Here is a 564-nt window from a genome sequence, read left to right on the forward strand (position 1 = left end):
GCTGACGAGCATTGGAACGCCGTCGCGGTACCAACCACCTGGAGCCGTCTTGTCCTTGCCAACCTGGCCGGCCGTAACGGGGCTGTCTTCGAGGACACGAGGTTCCGGCACCTGGTGTGGGTCATCCCGTCAGGTGGGGCCGACGACTGGCCCGAGGCCCATGGGATGGGCGTGATCGTGTACCGCACCGGGGAACAACTGGCCGTCCCCGGACTGGGCAGTTCTCATGGCTCCCACTGGTTGCGCACGCCATCAGGACAGCTCCTCTTCACCGATCCGGACGAGCTGCGCACGGCTGTGGAGAAGGTCGCCGGACCGCTGGCCGACGCCGAGCGGTTGGGCCCCATGGTGGTGTGCTCCTACTGCAACACCCCGACACGGGACTCCCAGATCGTCGATACCTGGACGTCCCCCTGCGATGGCAGCGTCCACAACACCTATGCCTGCCGCGGGTGTGACTCCGCCCGGGGCCGGTGACGGCCGGGGCACGTCCGCGCCGAGGCGGCCGCAGCGGCGCGCCGCGCTCGGGACTACTCGGCTGCTTCCTCACCCACCCATGACCCC

At 69.1% G+C, this 564-nt stretch carries 1 protein-coding gene; it reads left to right on the forward strand.

Annotated elements, in window-relative coordinates; genetic code table 11:
- A partial coding sequence (locus tag NQU54_RS48785) for a hypothetical protein (protein WP_257636684.1) occupies positions 1-477 on the forward strand: 477 nt, incomplete at its 5' end.
- Positions 478-564: the final 87 nt, after the last annotated feature.

This window comes from Streptomyces malaysiensis subsp. samsunensis (assembly GCF_024519315.1).
GTDB classification, from domain to species: domain Bacteria; phylum Actinomycetota; class Actinomycetes; order Streptomycetales; family Streptomycetaceae; genus Streptomyces; species Streptomyces malaysiensis.